Raw genomic sequence first — 15,718 nt, 5'->3', positions numbered from 1 at the left:
CCCCGGAGGACCCGGCGGACACCGCAATCCACCGCAGCCACAGGCGAGTTCACCGTTCACTCGGGACGGCGACAGCCCCACGCACACGACGATCCGGCATCGGCGCCGCCCCCACAAGGCGGCGCCCGAGGCGCACCGGCGGAACAGGCGCACACCACGCGCTGCGCGCCGCCACCGCACTACGCACCACACGGCTGACAATCGACACACAGTCACCGTCCCGTAACCATCGGCAACGAGAACCTGTTGGGGGAGGCATGGACAACCTGTTCGGCGAACTTCGACTGGGGCACCTGCGGCTGGCACCGCTGGGCGCGCGCCGCCGCACCAAGGTCACCGCGTCCCAGGCCGCCGCGGAGTACACCGGCCGCTGGGGCTGGGCGGTCGTCACCGGCGACCCGGCCACCGGCACCCCGGTCGCCGGCGCCACCGCCCCGACCCGCTGTCCCTGCGGCTCCCCCCGCTGCGCCGCCCCCGGCCTGCACCCCGCGCCGGGCGGCGGCGGCCGGGCCCGCGCCCCCCGCGCCGAGGGCTCGGTGCTCTTCCCCACCGGCCGCGCCTTCGACGTCCTGGACGTCCCCGAGCAGGCCGGCCTCCAGGCCCTGGTCCGGCTGGAGCGGATGGGCACCCAGGTGGGCCCGGTGCTCGCCGCCCCCACCGGCCGGCTCCAGTTCCTGGTCGCCGCCGGCACCGCCCGGCGCCTGCCCGACCTGCTGTACCGGATGGGCTGGGACGACGCCGCGCTCGACCTGGCCTGCCACGGCGAGGGCAGCTACGTCGCCGCCCCGCCCACCGTCCTCGACGGCCTCGGGCCGGTCCGCTGGCTGCGCCGCCCCACCCGCGACAACGCGGGCTGCCCGCCGGAGGCCCGGCTACTGCTCGGCACCCTCGCCTACGCCTGCCACCGCAGCCGCGAGCGCACCGCCGAGCCGGCCTGGATGGCCTCCTGACCCGCCGCCCGGCATGCGGAAGGGCCCGCCCGAGGGGCGGGCCCTTCGTGCGCCCTGAGGTACGTACCGTCGCGCGTACGGGGAGGGCGTCAGTCCCCGATCAGCGCGTCCACGAACGCGCCCGGCTCGAACGGAGCCAGGTCGTCCGCGCCCTCGCCCAGACCGATCAGCTTGACCGGCACGCCCAGCTCGCGCTGGACCGCGACCACGATGCCGCCCTTGGCGGTGCCGTCCAGCTTGGTCAGCACGATGCCGGTGATGTCGACCACCTCGGCGAACACCCGGGCCTGGACCAGGCCGTTCTGGCCGGTGGTGGCGTCCAGCACCAGCAGCACCTCGTCCACCGGGCCGTGCTTCTCGACGACCCGCTTGACCTTGCCCAGCTCGTCCATCAGGCCGGTCTTGGTGTGCAGGCGGCCGGCGGTGTCGACCAGCACGGTGTCGACGCCCTCGGCGATGCCCTCCTTGACCGCGTCGAACGCGATCGAGGCCGGGTCCCCGCCCTCCGGGCCGCGCACGGTGCGCGCACCCACCCGCTCGCCCCAGGTCTGGAGCTGGTCGGCGGCGGCGGCACGGAAGGTGTCGGCGGCGCCGAGCACCACTCTGCGGCCGTCGGCGACCAGGACGCGGGCCAGCTTGCCGGTGGTGGTGGTCTTGCCGACGCCGTTGACGCCGACCACCAGGACCACCGCCGGGCCCTCCTCGTGCTTGGTGGAGCGGACGGTGCGGTCGGCGTCCTTGCCGATCAGCTCGACCAGTTCCTCGCGCAGCAGCGCGCGCAGCTCGTCGGGGGTACGGGTGCCGAGCACCTTCACCCGGGTGCGCAGCCGCTCGACCAGCTCCTGGGTCGGGGTGACACCGACGTCGGCGGTGAGCAGCGTGTCCTCGATCTCCTCCCAGGTGTCCTCGTCCAGGTGCTCCCGGGAGAGCAGCGAGAGCAGGCCCTTGCCGAGCGAGTTCTGCGAACGGGAGAGCCGCGAGCGCAGCCGGACCAGTCGGCCGGCGGTGGGCTCGGGGACCTCGACGGCGGGCGCCGCCTCGGCCTCGGCGGGCACGACCTCGACGGCCTCGGGGGCCTCGGGGGCCTCGGGGGCCTCCGGCTCCGCCGGGAGTTCCACCTCCTCGACGGTGCGGCGGGGCGCCTCGGTCGGCGGCGCGGACTCCTCGCCGACCTGGGGTTCCTGCGGGGTGGGCTTCGGCGCCGTGATGACCGGCGCCTGCGACTTCGGGGGCAGCTGCTGGCGTCGTCTGCCGGAAACGACGAGGCCCGCGATCGCACCGATGGCGATCACGGCGATGACTACGGCAAGAATCACGTATTCCATAACCGCTCCAGTATCCGCGACCGGGGCCCGGATAGACCGCAGCCGACCCGCACCGATGCGGTGCGCACTACACCGATGCGGTGCGTACCGCCCGCGGCCGCCGCTCCCGGTGCTCTTCGCGCAGCCGCTGGCTGATCACCCGGGAGATGCCGTCGCCCTTCATCGTCACGCCGTAGAGGGCGTCGGCCGACTCCATGGTGAGCTTCTGGTGGGTGATGACGATCAGCTGGGAGCTCTCCCGCAGCTCCTCCATGATCCCGATCAGCCGGCGCAGGTTGGTCTCGTCCAGCGCCGCCTCCACCTCGTCCATCACGTAGAACGGGCTGGGCCGGGCCTTGAAGATCGCCACCAGCAGCGCCACCGCGGTCAACGAGCGCTCGCCGCCGGAGAGCAGCGACAGCCGCTTGACCTTCTTGCCCGGCGGGCGGGCCTCCACCTCGACCCCGGTGCCGAGCATGTCGTCCGGGTCGGTCAGCACCAGCCGGCCCTCGCCGCCCGGGAAGAGCCGGGCGAAGACGCCCTCGAACTGGGCGGCGGTGTCGTGGTACGCCGAGGTGAACAGTTGCTCGACCCGCTGGTCCACGTCCCGGACGATGTCCATCAGGTCGCGCCGGCTGCGCTTGAGGTCGTCCAGCTGTTCGCCGAGGAAGCGGTGGCGCTCCTCCAGCGCGGTGAACTCCTCCAGCGCCAGCGGGTTGACCCTGCCGAGCTGCTGGTACGCCTTCTCGGCCGCCCGCAGCCGCTTCTCCTGCTCGGCGCGGACGTACGGGTACGGCTCCCCCGGCTCCGTCCCGTCCTGCGGGGGCGACGGCGGGACGGGCTGGTCCGGCCCGTACGAGGCGAGCAGTTCGCCGCCGTCGATGCCGAACTCCTCCAGCGCGCGCGCCTCCAGCTGCTCGATCCGCAGCCGCTTCTCGGCCCGCAGCACCTCGTCCCGGTGCCCGGCGTCGACGAGCTTGTCCAGCTCCTCCTTGAGCCCGCGGCCGTGCTCCCGGTGCTCGCGCAGCTCCTGCTCGCGCTCGGAGCGCGCCTGTTCGACGGCCGCGCGCCCGGCGTCCGCGCGGGCCAGCGACACCTCCAGGCAGGCCAGCAGCTGCCGGGCGCCCGCCGCGACGGCGTTCGCCACCGAGGCGTCGTGCTCGGCGCGCCGGCGGCGCTCGGCGGCCCGGGCGCGCGCCTCGCGCTCGGCGCGGGCGGCCCGGTCCAGCTGGTCGGCCCGGCCCGCCAGGGCGCGGACCCGCTCCTCGTGGGTGCGCACGGCGAGCCGGGCCTCCAGCTCGGCCTGCCGGGCGTCGCTCGCGGCCTCGGCCAGCCGCTGCTGTTCGGCGGCGTCCGGCTCGTCCTCCCCCGCCCTGGCCGACTCCTCGGCGGCGGCCAGGCGCCGCGCCAGTTCCTCGGCACCGTCCAGCAGCTCGGTCAGCCCCTGCTCGGCCCGTGCGGCCGCGGCCGACAGCCGCTCGGCCTCCCCGGCGGCGGCGCGGGCCTGCCCGCCGAGCCGGCCGAGCGCCCCGGCGACCTGCGCCCGGTCCTTCTCGGCCTGCCGCCGCCGCTCGGCCAGTTGCTCCGCCTCGGCTGCCGACTCCCGTCGCTGCTCGGTGAGTTCGGCGAGGCGCTCGGCCGACTCGGCACAGCGGGCGGTGAGTTCACCGATCGCCCGGGCCGCCTCGTCCACCGCCGCCTGGATCTCCAGCAGGCTGGGCGCACCGCCGGACCCGCCCTGGGCGAAGCCGGCGTCGAGCAGGTCCCCGTCGGCGGTGACGGCGCGGATCCCGGGCCGCGAGGCGACCAGCAGCAGCGCCTGGTCCAGGTCCACGACCACCGCCACCCCGGCCAGCGGCCGCCGGACCGCACCGAGCAACTCGGCCGGACCCTCCACCAGTTCGGCCGCCCAGCGGGAACCGGCGGGCAACTCCCCCGCCGCCTCCGCGACTTCGGCGGCGCCGGCGATCAGCAGCGCGGCCCGGCCGGCGTCCTCGGTCCTCAGCAGCCGCAGCGCCCCGGCGGCGGCGGACGGCGAGTCGACGGCCACCGCGTCGGCCGCCGCACCGAGCGCCGCGGCGAGCGGCACCTCGTACCCCGGCTCGATCCTCAGCAGCGCGGCCGCCGGGCCGAGCAGCCCACCCAGCCGCTCCCCCGCCTCCAGCAGCGCCCCGGTGCCGTCCTTGCGGCGCAGCCCGAGGGAGAGCGCCTCGTGCCGCGCGGTCAGCCCGGCCCGCTCGCGCTCGGCGGCGCCGGCCGTCTCCCGGGCCGCGGCCAGTTCCGCCTCCACGGCGGCCAGCCGCTCGCGCGCCCGCCGGTACCGGGCCTCGGCCTGTTCGTCCTCCCCGGCCAGGCCGTCCACCTGCTGCTGGAGTTCGTCCAGTTCGCCCTGGGCCGCCTCGGCGCGCAGCAGCGCCTCGTCCCTGGCCTCGGTGAGCCGGCCGATCTCGGCCTGCGCCGCGGCGGCCTTGGACCGGGCGGCGGCGGCCTGCCCCTGCAGCCGGGCCAGGCCTTCCCGGCGGTCGGCGATGGCCCGGGCGGCGTCCCGCAGCCGGCGCTCCTCGGCGGCCAGGTCCCGTTCCAGTCCGCCCTTGCGCTCGACGGCCTCGGCCAGCGCGTACCGGGCCTCCTCCAGCGCCTCGGTCAGCGCGGCCTCCTGTTCGCGGACCTGCTCGGCCTCCCGCTCCAGCTCCTCAGGATCGCGCCCGCGCCGTTCCTCGCCCCGGCCCCCGGCGACGGCGTGCCGGGCCCGGGCCTCGGCCAGCCCGACGGTGCCGCGGGTGCGTTCGGCCAGCGCGGAGAGCCGGTACCAGGTCTGCCGGGCGGTCTCCAGGCCGGGGCCGAGCTGCTGGACCTGCGCCTCCAGGACGCGCTCGCGCTGCACCGCGCGGGCCAGTTCCTGCTCGACGGTGGTCCGGCGCAGCCGCAGCGCCAGTTCGTCCGCGACCTCGGCCTCGACGGCCCGGCGCAGCGCGCCGAGGTCGTCGGCGAGCAGCCGCAGCCGGGCGTCGCGCAGGTCGGCCTGGATCCCGGCGGCCCGGCGGGCGATCCGGGCCTGTCGGCCGAGCGGTCCGAGCTGGCGGCGCAGTTCGGCCACCAGGTCCTGGATCCGGTTGAGGTTGGCCTGCATCGCGTCCAGCTTCCGCAGCGCCTTCTCCTTGCGCTTGCGGTGCTTGAGGACGCCGGCCGCCTCCTCAATGAAGGCGCGTCGGCCCATCGGGTCGGCGTGCAGGACGGAGTCCAGCTGCCCCTGGCCGACGATGACGTGCATCTCGCGGCCGATGCCGGAGTCGGAGAGCAGTTCCTGGATGTCCAGCAGGCGGCAGGTCTCGCCGTTGAGCGCGTACTCGCTGCCGCCGTTGCGGAACATGGTCCGGGTGATGGTCACCTCGGAGTAGTCGATCGGCAGGGCACCGTCGCCGTTGTCGATGGTGAGGCTGACCTCGGCGCGGCCGAGCGGGGCGCGCCCGCTGGTCCCGGCGAAGATGACGTCCTCCATCTTGCCGCCGCGCAGCGACTTGGCCCCCTGCTCGCCCATCACCCAGGACAGCGCGTCGACCACGTTCGACTTCCCCGAGCCGTTCGGCCCGACGACGCAGGTGATGCCCGGCTCGAAGCGCAGGGTGGTGCTGGAGGCGAAGGACTTGAACCCGCGCAGCGTCAGACTCTTCAGGTGCACGCGGCCGGTCTCCTCAATCGCTCACGACAGGAACCGACTGTATCCGGAGCCGGACACGACGAAGGGACGCCACATCCGGGCGTCCCTTGCAAGCTGCGTCCCTTTCGGGGCGGCTCAGTGCACAGCGGCGTCGATCTGCGAGGACCGGGCGGGACTCAGGTGAGAGCCGGCTCCCGCTGATCCAGATCGATGCTGTTGAGCAGCGAGTGCTCGCCAGCGACAGCGGTCAGAGCGTCGTTCTCAGCCTGCATCCGAAGGAGCTCGGCTTCAAGATCCTGGACGCGCTGCTGAAGCCGTCGCATCTCGGAGAGCATTCGCGGGTCGGGGCCGCCGACGTACCCGAGAAGCGCCTTTGCCATGATGAATGGTCCTCCACGCTGAGTGACCGAACCGGAACGGTACAGGTCTAGGGGGAAGGGGGACGCACGCGCGGCGCGTCACCGGAAGTGCTGGCTGGGCACTACGGCACAACACCGTGAGCTGGGCTCACGAGGGTATGCGCCTGCCGGGAGAACGCGGTCGTGTGCGCGGGCTTCCAGCGTCTCACCAAAGACGGAAAGGGTCAACACGATCACCGCACGCTACCGCGCCCCTGTCACCTGCCCGGCGGAGTCGTCACGCCTGGGGGCCTCGGGCCCGGTCCACTCCGTGCTCGTGGATCATCGTTCGATGCGGAGTCAACCACGAGTCTGCCCGGATGGCAACCTCGTGACACCGCCAGTTCCGGATCTTTTCGCGGAAGCCCGCTTGCGGACCGAGCGGCGAGCCGCCTCCCGGGTCGCCGCGGGGCTGGCCCGGGGCGGGCCCGGGACGGCTCAGCGGATCTCGAAGCCCTCGTAGCCCGGGCCGACGGCCGTCCAGATCTCGGTGACCCCGCTGACGTTCCCCGGGGTCCCCGGGCCGCGCAGCATGGCCAACAACTGCTCGCAGTCGGCCGCGAGCCCCTCGGCCACCACCTGCACCCGGCCGTCGCCGAGGTTGCCGGCGTAGCCGGTCAGGCCGATCTCCAGCGCCCGCGCCCTGGTCCACCAGCGGAACCCGACCTGCTGGACCTTGCCCCGCACCCAGGCGGTCACCCGGACCGGTTCCTCACTGTGGGCGTCACGACCGTGCATGCCCCGACCCTAGCCTCCCGCGCGCCTCCCGCGCGTCCCCGCGCGAACGGGAGCGGCCCCGCCGGAGCACCGGCGGGGCCGCTGACCTGGTCGGTCGGCTCGTCGGACTACCAGTCCCCGCCGCCGAAGTCGCCACCGCCACCGAAGTCGCCGCCTCCGAAGTCGGCCGCGTTGAAGTCGGCGCCGGTGAAGTCGCCGCCCTCGTACTGGTCCTGGTAGCCGCCGTCCATCATCGGCGCCGCCGCGTAGGCCGGGGAGCTCATCATCGAGCCGAGCATGGTGCCGACCAGCAGGCCGGGCAGCAGGCCGCCGCCGCCGAAGCCGCTGTAGTACCCGCCGGCGTACGGGGCGTACGCGGGGCCGGCGTTCCAGTACGGCTGCGGGCCCTGGTCGGTGTCGACGGTGCGGATCGCCGGGTCGAGGCCGGCCGCCACCCGGTCCGCGTCGGCCTGGCAGACCGGCACGGCGCGGGCGGAGCCGCCGGCCGGGGCCCAGTCCACGTCCTTGACGGACGGGCCGTGCCGGGGGTCCATGAAGCACGGGGGACGGCGCTCGGGCAGCGGCCGCTTCTCCCGCCGGGCGGCCAGGGTGGCCAGCGAGAAGCGGCCGTCCTCGATCGCCTCGGTGACCTGCTTGACGTCCTCGGGCTTCTTCGCCTCGTCCATCAGCCGCTTGGACTTCTCGTACGAGTCCAGGGCGTGGGTGTAGTCGGTGCGCTGGGCGTCGTCGGCGTCGGCCGCGGACGGGCTGAAGTCGAGCCGGTCCAGCTCCTCGCCGAAGGCGGTGATGTCCTCGTCCACGACCCGGCGCAACTGCTCCAGCTCGGCCCGGGCCTGCTCCTCCTTGCGCTTCTTGGCGCGGCGGAACAGCAGGAAGACGCCGGTGCCGGCGAGCGCGACCAGCACGAGCGGGATGACCACCCAGGCGATCGAGGTGCTGTGGTTGACCCCGGTGCCCTTGGTCTGCGGGGCGGCCTGGTCGACGAAGGAGTTCAGGGTGGCGTCGATGTCGCCGCCGTTGGAGCGCTGCGCCGCGCCGGCGATGCGCTGCGCCTGGCCGGCGCTCATCGCGCCGCGGTCGCCGCCGGCGTCGAGCTTGCCGTCGTGCCAGACCGCGTAGACGCCGTCGACGCCCACCAGGGTGCGGAGGTCCTGGAGGGTGGACTTCGCGTACGCGGAGTCGGGGATGACCGCGATGAAGATCGGCTTGTCGGCCTTGTCGATCTTCTTGCTCAGGGCGTCGGCCTGGGACTCGCTGAATCGGCTGGTCATGGCCGGGGCGACGTAGACCTGGCCCTTCTTCAGGGTGGCCGCGGCATCGCTCAGCCCGCCGGCCGCCGAGGCCGCGGGCGCCACCAGGAGCAGCAGCCCGAGCAGCGCCGCCACCAGGGCAAGCGGCCCGGCGCCCCGGGAACGTCGTGCAAGGGTTCTCATGCCCCGACGCTACCGCGACCGGCGGCTGAGCACGCCATACCCTTCGCATACTGGTACTGACAAGAGCCCCCGCCGTCCGCCGGGCCCGCTCCCCTCCTCGGGGATGATGTTTCCCCCGGCCACCCCTGAGGCGGGTTCCGTCCGGGAACCCCGCGGGGCTCCCGGACGTACGTTCCGGCGGGTCCGACCGGGATCCGGGGCACTCCGGGGGGCGTGCCGACCGTACCGTGCGAACGGGCATAGTGGTCCCGGACCACCGGTCCCATTGCCTTTTCTTTACTCAGCTCGTTCCTGACCCGACTCCCGATCGGAGCACTTGGTGATCATCGGCCTCGTCACCGCCGTGGCGGCATCCGCCTGCTACGGCACCGGCTCGGTCCTCCAGGCCGTCGGATCCCGCCGCTCCGCGCGGGAGGAGGCCGCCAAGGGCGCCACCACCTCGACCACCGAACACGGCGGCCCGAGCCTGTCCTCGACCGCGAAGGCCGCCGTTACCTGGGAGTTCATCCTCGGCACGGTGCTCGACCTGATCGGTTTCGGGCTCGGTGCACTGGCCGCCCGACTGCTGCCGCTGTTCCTGTCCCAGACCATCATCAGCGCCAACCTGGTGATCACCGCGGTGCTCAGCATCAAGCTGCTGGGGATCCGGCTCAAGCAGCTGGAGTGGGCGTCGATCGCCGTGCTCTGCTCGGCGCTGGTGCTGCTGGCCGTCTCGGCGGGGCCGGAGGGCGGCCACCACGCGGCGATGTCCTTCCACTGGTGGCTGCTGATCGTCACCACCGTGCTGCTGGTCGGCGGCAGCCTGCTGGTGCGGCGGATGGGCGCCAACGGCGCGATCGTCGCCGGTCTGCTCTCCGGTCTCGGCTTCGGCGCCCTGGGTGTCGGGGTGCGCATCCTCAACGGCATCGAGCCGTTCGCGTTCGGCGAGTTGCTCTCCGACCCGGCCCTGTACGCGGTCCTGGTCGGCGGCCTCGGCGGCATGTACATCCACACCGTGGCGCTGCAGATCGGCTCGGTGAACGGCGCGACCGCCGCGCTGGTGGTCGGGGAGACGGTGCTGCCCGGCGCGGTCGGCGTGCTCTGGCTCGGCGACTCCTCCAAGGCCGGCCTGGGCTGGCTCGGCGTGATCGGCTTCGTGCTCGCGGTGGTCGCCGCGGTCGGGGTCGCCTACTTCGGCCAGGACACCCACGGCACGCCCGGGGAGCCCGCCGTCCCGGAGCCCGAACTCACCCGGAAGTAGCGCGGGGCGTGCCCCGCGGACCCCGTCCGACCGGGCGGAGGTCCGCGGAACGCGCCCGACGGCTCAGCCTGCGCTGCGGGCGCGCGGCACCCGCTGGCAGCGGGGGCAGAAGTAGCTGGAGCGGTTCATCCAGGCCGCCCGCCGGATCGGGGTGCCGCAGCGCCGGCAGGGCTCCTGCTCGCGGCCGTAGGCGTCGAGGTCCCGCGAGAAGTAGCCGCTCTCGCCGTTCACGTTGACGTAGAGGCTGTCGAAGCTGGTGCCGCCGACGGCGAGCGCCGCGGTCATCACGTCCCGGGCGTTGGCCAGCAGCAGCAGGGCCTGCGGGCGGGTGAGGGTCGCGGTCGGGCGGTCGTAGTGCAGCTTGGAGCGCCACAGCGCCTCGTCGGCGTAGATGTTGCCGACGCCGCTGATCAGGGTCTGGTCGAGCAGGGCGCGCTTGACGGTGGTCCGCTTGGCGCGCAGCGCAGCCGCGAAGACGGCGTCGTCGAAGCGCGGGTCGAGCGGGTCGCGTGCGATGTGCGCGATGGACACCGGGGTGCCCTCCGGGTCCCCGTCCTCGGCCTCCTCGACCGCCAGGCCGCCGAAGGTCCGCTGGTCGACGAAGCGCAGTTCGCGCCCGCCGTCGTCGAAGCGCAGCCGCACCCGCAGGTGCGTCTCGTCGGGTACGGACGGGTCCTGGACGAGCAGTTGGCCGCTCATCCCGAGGTGGCCGATCAGCGAGAAGCCCGCGCCCGTCCCGGCCAGCGGCACCCACAGGTACTTGCCGCGGCGCTGCGCGGTGCCGAGGGTGGTGCCGGTGAGCCGGGCGGTGAAGTCGGCCGCGCCGGCCGGCTGGCGGCGCACCGCGCGCGGGTGCAGCACCTGGACGTCGGCGACGGTCCGCCCGGCCACCCAGTTGGCCAGACCACGGCGGACGACCTCGACCTCGGGAAGTTCGGGCACGGGAACACGCCTCCTGCTCGGTACGGATCAGCAGGAGTGAAGGCTACTTCGAGGTCATGCCCCGGCGGGCAGCCGGTCGGCGTACTTCTCCTTGATCGCGCGCCAGGCGCTCTCGGCGGCCTTCTGCTCGGCCTCCTTCTTCGAGCGGCCGACGCCGCTGCCGAAGTCCTCGCCGGCCACCCGGGCCGCCGCGGTGAAGGTCTTCTCGTGGTCCGGACCGGACTCCATGACCACGTACTCCGGCACGCCGATGCCCACCGAGGCGGTGAGCTCCTGCAGGCTGGTCTTCCAGTCCAGGCCGGCTCCCAGCTGAGAGGACTCCTCGATCAGCGGGTCGAACAGCCGGTGGACGAACTCGGTGGCCGCGTCCAGTCCCCGGTCCAGGTAGACGGCGCCGATCACGGCCTCGACGGTGTCGGCGAGGATCGACGACTTGTCGCGGCCGCCGGTGCCCTCCTCGCCCTTGCCGAGGCGGATGAACGCGCCGAGGTCCAGACCGCGGCCGACGTCCGCCAGCGCGCGGGAGTTGACCACCGCGGCGCGCAGCTTGGCGAGCGTGCCCTCCGGGACGTCCGGGTGGACGCGGTAGAGGGTGTCGGTCACCACGAGGCCCAGCACCGAGTCGCCGAGGAACTCCAGACGCTCGTTGGTGGGCAGCCCGCCGTTCTCGTACGCGTACGAGCGGTGGGTCAGGGCACGTACCAGAAGGGCGCGCTCGAGTGTGTACCCGAGGCGCCCTTCCAGGACGTCGTATTCGGTCGAAGCCGGCCCGCCGGCCTTGCCGCCGCCCGAAGAACCCTTCGGGGTGGTGGTCGCCTTGCGGGTGGAGTTACCGTCCGACATCGATCCGTACACCCCGCCGATCAGACCGAGAGGACCTGGCGACGGTTGTACGTGCCGCAGCTCGGGCACGCGATGTGGCCCAGCTTCGGCTCGTGGCAGCGGTCGCACGCCACGAGGGCCGGAACGACGGCCTTCCAGTTGGACCGGCGGTGGCGCGTGTTGCTGCGCGACATCTTCCGCTTCGGAACAGCCACGGCTACTTCTCCTGGTTCTCGGCGAGACCCTCACGGGTGTCGCTGTTCTTAGATCCGTCACCCTCGTCGCCGGGGGCGGCGGAGAGTCCCTGCAGAGCCGCCCACCGGGGGTCGACGGCATCGTGGTGGTGCGCCGGGTCGTCGCTCAGGCGCGCTCCGCACTCGGAGCACAGGCCCAGGCAGTCTTCCTGGCACACCGGCTGCAGCGGCAGTGCGAGCACCACCGCGTCACGCAGCACCGGCTGGAGGTCGAAGAAGTCGCCCTCCAGACGGTAAGTCTCTTCTTCCGAGTCCTCGTCGAGGTCCTCGGTCCCGGTCGTCCGGGCGCGGTGGCGCTCGTCGGACTCCGGGTAGTAGTACAGCTCCTGGAAGTCCACGTCGATGTCGAACTCGACGGGCTCCAGGCACCGGACGCACTCGCCCTCGACGTGGGCCTCGGCGGTGCCGGTGACCAGCACGCCCTCGACCACGGACTCCAGGCGGAGCTCCAGGTCGATCGGGCTCTTCTCCGGCACGCCGATGACGTCGATGATCCCGAAGCCCTCGGGGGCCTCCAGGGTCCGGCTCACCTTGCGCATCGAGCCCGGACGCCGACCGAGCTCGTGCGTGTCGAACACGAGGGGGTCGCGGTGGTCGAGGCGGTTCACGGTGTCCTGACTTCCTGGGGAATCTTCGGTGGCGTCTCCGCCCGGACCGGCGTTGCGAGGGCAAGCCGACAGCCGGACATGGAGGGGCCGGAGTGGTCAGACTACCGGAGTCTCCCGCCAGGCCCAACTTCGGTCCCGTCAGGAGACTCCCGCACCGCCGTGCCGGGGCCGGTTCAGCGGCCGCCGAGCTCCCGCAGCCTGGTCATGTCGATCATGCTGGTGTCGAAGAAGCTGGTCTCGTCCAGGCCCTGCCCCTGGCCCTGGCTCTGCCCCTGCTGCTGGCCCTGCTGCTGGTGCGGCACGGCCGGCGGCGCGGTGGGCTGCTGGGGGTAGGTGTAGCCGTCGTACGGCTGCGCGGCGTAGCCCGGCTGCTGCTGGGGATAGCCTCCCCCGGCCTCCGGCCCGGCGTGCCCCCATGCGCCCTGCTGGTCCTGGTAGCCCTGCTGCTGGTAGCCGCCCTGCTGCTGGCCCCACTGGGTGTTGTACGGGTCGCCCTGGCCGGCCGGGTCGTAGCCGCCGCCGTACACCTCGACGTACTGCCCGCCCGGCTGCTGGGCGGCCGCGTACTGGTCGGCGCCGGGGGCCTGCCAGTCGGCCGCGGCCGGGGTCTGCTCCGGCCAGGTCTGCTGCTGCGGGACGTCCTCGCGGTACCAGGCGATGTCGTCGCCCTCGGGGTCGTGGGCGAAGCCCGCGGCCACCGCCTCGGCCCGCTCCTTGGCCTGCTGGGCCTGGTCGGCGGCGGCGAGGTAGGCGCCCAGCTCGTCGATCGGACGCTTGCCGAGCAGCTTGTCCCGGCCCTTGCCGACGGCCTCCAGGGTGGCCCCGAGCACGTTCTCCAGGGTGGCGAGCTTCACATCGACGTACTCGTCGACCTCGGGGCTCGGGCTGATCCGCTGCGGACGGAACTCCTCGCCGTCGCTCTCGGCGTCCTGCTCGGTCTCGAAGACGCTGGAGTCGCCGCGCAGCTTGGTGCGGCCGCGGCCGACCGCGCCCAGCGTCTTGGTCAGCACGACCTCGAAGTTGGCGAGCTTGCTGTCCACGTAGTCGTCGGCCTCGGCCCGCTTGGCGTCGACCTCGGCGCGCGCCTCGGCGAGGATCCGGTCGGCCTCGGCCTGGGCCCGGCGGACCACCTCGGTGTCCGAGATCAGCGAGCCGCGCTCGGCGTGCGCGCCCTGGATGATCCGCTCGGCCTCGGCCTGGGCGCCCGCCACCACCTGCTCGTGGTCGGCCATCACCGACTGGGCCTGGGCCAGTTCGGCGGGCAGCGCCGACTTGAGGTCGTTGAGCAGGCCGATCAGCTCGGCCCGGTTCACCACGCAGGAGGCCGACATCGGCATCGAGCGGGCGTTCTCGACCGCCGCCACGATCTCGTCGACCTTGTTCTGCACGTCCACGGGGGCTTCGTCTTTCCGTGTGCCGCCGACGGTCCGGCGGAGGCAGGCCCGACGCGGTGGACCTCACCGCAGGGCAGGAATACAGACTGTACGGCCACTGCCGGGCACGGTCACAACGCCTCAGCCGAACCGGTCTGCCGCCCGCGGGACGATCCGTGACGAACCGGCAGGAAAGGGACGGGCGACGGACTACTGCTGGGCCTTGCGCTCCGCGATCCGCTCCACCAGCCGGCCGTGCACCGTCGCGGGCAGCAGGTGGGAGACGTCGCCGCCGTACGAGGCGACCTCCTTGACCAGCGTCGAGGAGAGGAAGCTGTACGTCGGCGAGGTCGGCACGAACAGCGTCTCCACCCCGGTCAGACCGTGGTTCATCTGGGCCATCTGGAGCTCGTAGTCGAAGTCGCTGACGGCGCGCAGGCCCTTGATGATCGCGGGGATGCCGCGCTCCCGGCAGTAGTCCACCAGCAGGCCGTGGTGCGACTCGACCACCACGTTCCCGAAGCCGGCGGTGACCTCCTCGATCAGGCCGATCCGCTCCTCGACGGTGAACATGCCCTGCTTGTTCCGGTTGATCAGGACCGCGACGTGCACCATGTCGTACAGCTTCGAGGCCCGCTCGATGATGTCGAGGTGGCCGTTGGTGATCGGGTCGAACGAACCGGGACAGACGGCTCGGCGCATGGCGTGTGTGCTCCCTCGTGGGGTGACGGCTGCTGCGGGCGGCGGCCCGCTACTCCTGCTCGCCGGCCGCGGCGGCGCGACCGTACCAGAGCGTTCCCTCGCCGTAGCGGCGGGAGCGGAGCTCCTCGAAGCCCTCGGGCCAGTCGAAGCCGCCGCCGCGGGTGCTGCGCTCCACGGTGACGAGTGCGTCCTCCGTGAGCCAGCCCCCGGCCAGGAGTGTGATCAGCATCTCGCGGACCTCCTCGTCCGTCACCACGTACGGCGGGTCGAGGAAGACCAGGTCGTACGGGCTCTGCGGAGGCGGGCCGGCGATCACCTTCTCGGCCCTGGCCGCCCGCACCTCGGCGCCGGGCAGGCCGATCGTCCGGACGTTCTCCCGGATCACCCGGGCCGCCTGGGCGTCCGCCTCGACCAGCAGGACGTGCTCGGCGCCGCGCGACAGCGCCTCCAGCCCGACCGCGCCCGATCCGCCGAACAGGTCCAGCATCCGGGTTCCGCGCACGGTTCCGTGCAGCGCCTCCAGGGTGGAGAACATCGCCTCGCGGGCCTTGTCGGAGGTCGGTCGGGTGCCCCGGCCGGGCGGTACGGCCAGCCGGCGGCCGCCGGCCGCCCCGGCGATCACGCGGGTCATGGTGGTGGGAGGTCCTTTCGTCGCTGCCCGACCACGCTATCCCGCCCCGCCCCGCGGGGGCGCGCCGGTGCCGGACCGGTGCGGCACCGGCGGGACGCTCCCGCCGGTGCCGCGCCGTCACCCACGGGTGGTCAGCTCGCCTCGGAGTCCGCCGCCCGGGCCGGGGTGCTCGCGCCGAGCAGGGCCGGCGAGGCGTAGCGGGACCAGGACAGGCAGCCGTCGGGCGGGCAGAACTCGGGGCGGCGCGGGTCGTGCCCGAGCTCGCGCAGCTTGGTCCGGACGGAGTCGGGCGTGCGGCCGAAGCGGGCGGCGATCCGGGCGACGGTCTCGCCGTCGTGGAAGCGCCGGACCAGCTCCTCCTCGTGCTGCGGCACCCAGGGGGCGCCGTGGCCGGGGTACAGCTCGCGCAGCACGTCGCGGTCGGGGATGGGCTCGGAGACGTCGGCGACGATCGCCAGCGCCCGCAGCGCGCGGTTGAGCGCGATCCGCAGCGAGGCGACGTCCTCGACCGGCAGGCGGAGCCGGCCCGAGGCGAGCGGTGCGGCGGCCGCCCCCTCGCGCCAGCCGGTCAGGGTGAGGGTGACTTCGCGGTCGTCGTCGCTGGCGAGTTCGATCCGGAAGACCTTGTCGCCCAGCGGGAGCTCGTTGAGATGACGGAATGCCAT

15 protein-coding genes are annotated in these 15,718 nt (G+C 73.6%); 2 read left to right on the top strand and 13 right to left on the bottom strand.

Going from position 1 to position 15,718, the window contains the following annotated elements:
- Positions 1-257 precede the first annotated feature (257 nt).
- A complete protein-coding gene (locus ACWDBB_RS22500) occupies positions 258-950 on the top strand; it encodes a bifunctional DNA primase/polymerase (protein ID WP_449791305.1) in 693 nt (230 codons plus the stop codon).
- Between the two features lie 89 nt (positions 951-1,039).
- Here the strand turns inward: ACWDBB_RS22500 and ftsY are convergent, their stop codons facing one another.
- From ftsY to ACWDBB_RS22475, 5 genes are all read right to left on the bottom strand, one after another.
- On the bottom strand, positions 1,040-2,275 hold the full coding sequence (gene ftsY, locus ACWDBB_RS22495; RefSeq protein ID WP_449791304.1) for a signal recognition particle-docking protein FtsY: 1,236 nt from the start codon (positions 2,273-2,275) through the stop codon (positions 1,040-1,042).
- A gap of 67 nt (positions 2,276-2,342) precedes the next feature.
- On the bottom strand, positions 2,343-5,933 hold the full coding sequence (gene smc / locus ACWDBB_RS22490) for a chromosome segregation protein SMC (RefSeq protein WP_449791303.1): 3,591 nt from the start codon (positions 5,931-5,933) through the stop codon (positions 2,343-2,345).
- A 155-nt stretch (positions 5,934-6,088) separates the two neighbouring features.
- A complete protein-coding gene (locus ACWDBB_RS22485) occupies positions 6,089-6,292 on the bottom strand; it encodes a hypothetical protein (protein ID WP_270143783.1) in 204 nt (67 codons plus the stop codon).
- A 456-nt stretch (positions 6,293-6,748) separates the two neighbouring features.
- Positions 6,749-7,048, bottom strand: a complete 300-nt coding sequence (locus tag ACWDBB_RS22480; RefSeq protein WP_449791302.1) for an acylphosphatase — start codon at positions 7,046-7,048, stop codon at positions 6,749-6,751.
- A 107-nt stretch (positions 7,049-7,155) separates the two neighbouring features.
- Positions 7,156-8,481 carry a hypothetical protein gene (locus ACWDBB_RS22475; protein WP_449791301.1) on the bottom strand — a complete coding sequence of 442 codons (1,326 nt, stop codon included), beginning with the start codon at positions 8,479-8,481 and terminating at the stop codon, positions 7,156-7,158.
- Between the two features lie 319 nt (positions 8,482-8,800).
- Here ACWDBB_RS22475 and ACWDBB_RS22470 point away from each other — a divergent pair, with 319 nt between their 5' ends.
- Entirely contained in the window at positions 8,801-9,721 is a 921-nt protein-coding gene (locus ACWDBB_RS22470) for a hypothetical protein (RefSeq protein ID WP_449791300.1), read from the top strand.
- Positions 9,722-9,784: 63 nt separating this feature from the next.
- Here the strand turns inward: ACWDBB_RS22470 and mutM are convergent, their stop codons facing one another.
- The 8 genes from mutM to ACWDBB_RS22430 all read right to left on the bottom strand — a co-directional run bounded on the left by mutM (position 9,785) and on the right by ACWDBB_RS22430 (position 15,718).
- Positions 9,785-10,663: a bifunctional DNA-formamidopyrimidine glycosylase/DNA-(apurinic or apyrimidinic site) lyase gene (mutM, locus tag ACWDBB_RS22465; RefSeq protein WP_449791299.1), complete on the bottom strand. Its 879-nt coding sequence runs from the start codon at positions 10,661-10,663 to the stop codon at positions 9,785-9,787.
- A gap of 54 nt (positions 10,664-10,717) precedes the next feature.
- A complete protein-coding gene (rnc, locus tag ACWDBB_RS22460; protein WP_449791298.1) occupies positions 10,718-11,506 on the bottom strand; it encodes a ribonuclease III in 789 nt (262 codons plus the stop codon).
- A 20-nt stretch (positions 11,507-11,526) separates the two neighbouring features.
- Complete coding sequence (gene rpmF / locus ACWDBB_RS22455) at positions 11,527-11,700, bottom strand: 50S ribosomal protein L32 (protein WP_030056747.1); 174 nt, start codon at positions 11,698-11,700, stop codon at positions 11,527-11,529.
- Between the two features lie 2 nt (positions 11,701-11,702).
- Positions 11,703-12,347 (bottom strand): YceD family protein, encoded by a 645-nt coding sequence (locus ACWDBB_RS22450; protein WP_392883830.1) that lies wholly within the window; start codon positions 12,345-12,347, stop codon positions 11,703-11,705.
- A 173-nt stretch (positions 12,348-12,520) separates the two neighbouring features.
- Positions 12,521-13,741, bottom strand: a complete 1,221-nt coding sequence (locus ACWDBB_RS22445) for an ATP synthase F0 subunit B (protein ID WP_449791297.1) — start codon at positions 13,739-13,741, stop codon at positions 12,521-12,523.
- A gap of 189 nt (positions 13,742-13,930) precedes the next feature.
- Positions 13,931-14,422 (bottom strand): pantetheine-phosphate adenylyltransferase, encoded by a 492-nt coding sequence (coaD, locus tag ACWDBB_RS22440; RefSeq protein WP_449791296.1) that lies wholly within the window; start codon positions 14,420-14,422, stop codon positions 13,931-13,933.
- A 49-nt stretch (positions 14,423-14,471) separates the two neighbouring features.
- Positions 14,472-15,053, bottom strand: coding sequence for a 16S rRNA (guanine(966)-N(2))-methyltransferase RsmD (rsmD, locus tag ACWDBB_RS22435; RefSeq protein WP_392883834.1), 582 nt, complete (start codon positions 15,051-15,053; stop codon positions 14,472-14,474).
- 131 nt (positions 15,054-15,184) lie between these two features.
- A complete protein-coding gene (locus ACWDBB_RS22430; protein ID WP_449791295.1) occupies positions 15,185-15,718 on the bottom strand; it encodes a hypothetical protein in 534 nt (177 codons plus the stop codon).

Source organism: Kitasatospora sp. NPDC001095 (assembly GCF_053598615.1).
Note: the sequence above shows the minus strand (reverse complement) of the source record. Positions and strands in the feature narration are given on the sequence as shown.